5 protein-coding genes are annotated in these 3841 nt (G+C 39.4%); all 5 read left to right on the top strand.

Features of this window, described 5'->3' with window-relative positions:
- Positions 1 to 197 (top strand): hypothetical protein (locus tag Q1553_RS01235; RefSeq protein ID WP_300842690.1); only part of this gene is annotated, 197 nt, incomplete at its 5' end.
- 39 nt (positions 198 to 236) lie between these two features.
- A complete protein-coding gene (gene gatA / locus Q1553_RS01230; RefSeq protein ID WP_181881607.1) occupies positions 237 to 1577 on the top strand; it encodes an Asp-tRNA(Asn)/Glu-tRNA(Gln) amidotransferase subunit GatA in 1341 nt (446 codons plus the stop codon).
- Positions 1578 to 1588: 11 nt separating this feature from the next.
- Positions 1589 to 3040: an IMP dehydrogenase gene (gene guaB / locus Q1553_RS01225; protein WP_115551154.1), complete on the top strand. Its 1452-nt coding sequence runs from the start codon at positions 1589 to 1591 to the stop codon at positions 3038 to 3040.
- A gap of 8 nt (positions 3041 to 3048) precedes the next feature.
- A complete protein-coding gene (locus tag Q1553_RS01220) occupies positions 3049 to 3378 on the top strand; it encodes a hypothetical protein (protein ID WP_115551153.1) in 330 nt (109 codons plus the stop codon).
- Positions 3379 to 3508: 130 nt separating this feature from the next.
- Positions 3509 to 3724 carry a hypothetical protein gene (locus tag Q1553_RS01215; protein WP_115551152.1) on the top strand — a complete coding sequence of 72 codons (216 nt, stop codon included), beginning with the start codon at positions 3509 to 3511 and terminating at the stop codon, positions 3722 to 3724.
- Positions 3725 to 3841: the final 117 nt, after the last annotated feature.

Below are 3841 nucleotides of genomic sequence, written 5' to 3'. Positions count from 1 at the left end.
TTTGGGTGAGTTGCTTTCCACGCCCACATTTGAAAATCTATAACCTTGCAAAACTTAGCCTTTACAATGGAATCCAAAAATTAAATATGAGATTCTGTAATTATCAGATTGCTTCGTCCGCTCCTCCCAAGAACGAGAAACGAAATTCTTTCAATCTTTCTTTGCTTTACCAACTTTTCAACAAAGATTCTTTATAATTCCGCAATTTTTAATCTACTTTGGAGAATCCAATGAGTATTCCTACACTTCAAGATGCGCTCAAACTTGATATTGATGGCATTAAAGCACTTAAAAATACATTGAAAGAAAAGATAAAAGCAAGTTCTTTAAATGCCTATATTGGAGAGGTGCAAGATTATAACAACGCACTTCTACCGATTGCGATTAAGGACAATATCAATGTAAAGGGGTGGGAAATCACTTGTGGAAGCAATATTTTACAAGGCTATATCGCGCCTTATAATGCTACTGCGATAGAAAATCTCCTCAAATCTTCTTTTGCGCCTTTTGGACGCACAAATATGGACGAATTTGCGATGGGAAGTACGACCGCAAGTAGTTTTTATGGTAGGACACTCAACCCAAAAAACCCCAATAAAGTCCCCGGCGGAAGTAGTGGTGGCAGTGCGGCGGCAGTAGCGGGCGGAATTGCGCTTGCAGCACTTGGAAGTGATACAGGTGGAAGTATTCGTCAGCCTGCTAGTTTCTGTGGGTGTGTAGGGTTGAAGCCTACTTATGGAAGAGTGAGTCGCTATGGGTTGGTTGCTTATAGCTCAAGCCTAGACCAAATCGGACCTATTACGCAGAATGTTACAGATTGTGCGATTCTATATGATGCGATAGCGGGTTATGACAAAATGGATTCTACAAGCGCAAATATAGAATCTCAAAGCACTTTTAAAAATTTAAATCCAAACACTCAAATGACAATTGCAATTCTGCCAGAGCTCCTAAAAGACGCAGATACAAATGTCCAGAATGCTTATCAGAAAACGATTGAAATTTTGAGCAAAAATGGACATAAGATTATTGAAAAAGAAATGTTGGATACAAGCTATATCATCTCTGCTTATTATGTGATTTGCACTGCAGAGGCAAGTTCAAACTTAGCGCGTTTTGATGGTGTGCGCTATGGTAACCGCGCCAAAGACATTGGTAGTCTAAAGGAGCTGTATTTGAAAACGCGCTCGCAGGGTTTTGGTGATGAGGTGAAGCGTAGAATCTTGCTTGGCTCTTTTGTGTTAAGTAGTGGTTATTATGATGCGTATTATATTAAGGCGCAGAAAGTCCGCACACTGATTGCACGGCAATACAATACGATTTTGCAAGATTGTGATGCAATTCTCTCTCCTGTTGCTCCAAGCGTGGCGTTTGGGTTTGAGGATTGTAAAACACCTTTACAAATGTATTTAGAGGATATCTATACGATTGGGATTAATCTAGCAGGGCTTCCTGCACTCTCACTTCCCGTAGATGAGGACGAGGGATTACCAATAGGAATGCAGCTTATTGGCAAAGCATTTAGCGAACAAACTTTGCTAGATTTGGCATTAAATTTAGAAAACACCTTAAGATAAAAGGAGCAATGATGAGAATTAGAATGCGTGCATTAACATTTGAAGATGTTTTATTAGTTCCTGCTTATTCAGAGATTTTGCCCAAAGAGGTTTCTTTGCAGACAAAATTTTCCCGCAATATTGCTTTGAATGCTCCATTGGTTTCTGCTGCAATGGATACCGTTACAGAATACAGCACTGCAATCGCAATGGCAAGGCTTGGAGGGATTGGGATTATCCATAAAAATATGGACGAAAACTCTCAAGTTGCACAGATTAAAAAAGTGAAAAAAAGCGAGAGCGGGGTGATTATTGACCCTATTTATATCAGCCCTGATTCTGCTTTGTTTCAGGCAAAGGCTATTACGGATAATTATAAAATCTCTGGTGTGCCTGTGGTAGATGATAAAGGAAATTTGATTGGAATCTTAACGAATCGGGATATGCGTTTTGAAACAGATTTGAGTCGTTGTGTCAAAGAAGTAATGACCAAAGCTCCGTTGATTACTGCTAGAGAAGGGACGAGTTTAGAAGAAGCGCGTAATATTATGAATAAACATAAAATTGAAAAATTACCTATTGTTAATGAAAAGGGGGTTCTCAAAGGATTGATTACGATTAAGGATATTCAAAAGCGCATTGAATATCCAAACTCTAATAAAGACGATTTTGGACGCTTGCGCGTAGGGGCTGCAATTGGTGTTTTTCAATATGATAGAGCAAAAGCACTTGTAGATGCGGGAGTTGATGTATTGGTATTGGATTCTGCGCACGGACATAGCAAGGGAATTATAGAGACGGTAAAAGAAATCAAGAAACATTTGGTGGTGGATATTGTTGCAGGAAATGTCGCGACAAGTGAGGGAGCGCAAGCATTGATTGATGCAGGGGCTGATGGAGTGAAAGTAGGGATTGGACCTGGAAGTATTTGCACAACTAGAATTGTCGCAGGTGTAGGTGTGCCACAAATCACTGCAATTAATGAGGTGGCAAAAGTTTGTCAAAAAGCAGAGATTCCTGTCATCGCCGATGGAGGAATCAAGTATTCTGGAGATATTGCTAAGGCTTTGGCGGCGGGTGCTTCTAATGTGATGATTGGTAGCATGTTGGCAGGCACAGAAGAATCTCCTGGAGAAACCATTATTTATCAGGGAAGACAATACAAAAATTATCGTGGTATGGGAAGCTTGGGGGCAATGAATAAGGGGAGCGCGGATAGATATTTTCAAGAGGGAACAGCGCAAGAGAAGCTTGTGCCAGAAGGGATTGAAGGACGCGTGCCTTATAGAGGAAAGATTGCAGATGTGATTCATCAAATGCTAGGAGGTTTGCGCTCATCTATGGGATATTTGGGAGCAAAAGATATTGAAACCTTATGGGAAAAAGCAGAATTTGTAGAAATCACACAAAGCGGACTTAGAGAATCGCATGTGCATGATGTGATGATTACTAGAGAAGCACCGAATTATCATATCAATCATTAGGAATATAAGTGGCGAAACTACTCTTTAGTTATAGTTTATATCACGCAAATACGCAGGATTATGAGAGGATTTTGACTAAATTGCGCACAGAGTTTAGTGCAAACAAGCCGGATATTTATTTGAATAATCCAGAATATTTACTCTTTGTTACTACGAGTGTAGAGTGGCAAAAGGAGATTGTGGGTTTAATTGCGCGACTTAAAGAGTTTGTAAATGCAGAGATAGAAAATTTGCGCAATCAAGGTAGTGATGCGCATATTGTTTATCGTTTTGGAATCTTGGAAATGGAAAGTGCGCTTTTTCAATTTCCGCCAGATTTGGAAGATGACGATGATTAATTGAACGGGCTTAATTAGCGGAATCTAAAGAGACAAAATGGCTATAAGGGGACTTAAGGCTAATCTATCTGCAATGGCAGGGCGGAGATATAGCGATTAGTTTAAGGATTTAAGCGCACAAGAGGCTAGTTTGGGATATGTTTTAGGCTCTGAAATCTTGCATTTGCTTATTAATTCTATTCACAAAAGCACAAATTCAGCAATAGTAGAAGTGGAAAAAGACTTGAGATTTACAAAAGATGGGCAAAGAATCGCAGAAGATGGAATCATAGATAAATCTCCGCTAATTCGGCAGAGTAATTGCGCATTTAAGATTCCAACCTCACGCAACTTTGTAGCCTTTTAGATGAAAACTATAATTTAGCATAAGTCTTTTATTGCCAACGAAAAATCCCCATAGCCACAAGCGTTATCAAGGAGCAAAAATCTTTGAGATTTACTCTTTTATAAAGATTTTCTCACA

The sequence above is a fragment of the Helicobacter sp. UBA3407 genome (genome assembly GCF_949747025.1).
Lineage (GTDB): Bacteria > Campylobacterota > Campylobacteria > Campylobacterales > Helicobacteraceae > Helicobacter_D > Helicobacter_D ganmani.
This window is presented reverse-complemented; position numbering and strand designations above follow the sequence as displayed.

Coding starts and splice junctions, on each gene's coding strand:
- guaB (WP_115551154.1), top strand. CDS start 1,589: ATGAGAATTAGAATGCGTGCATTAACATTTGAAGATGTTTTATTAGTT.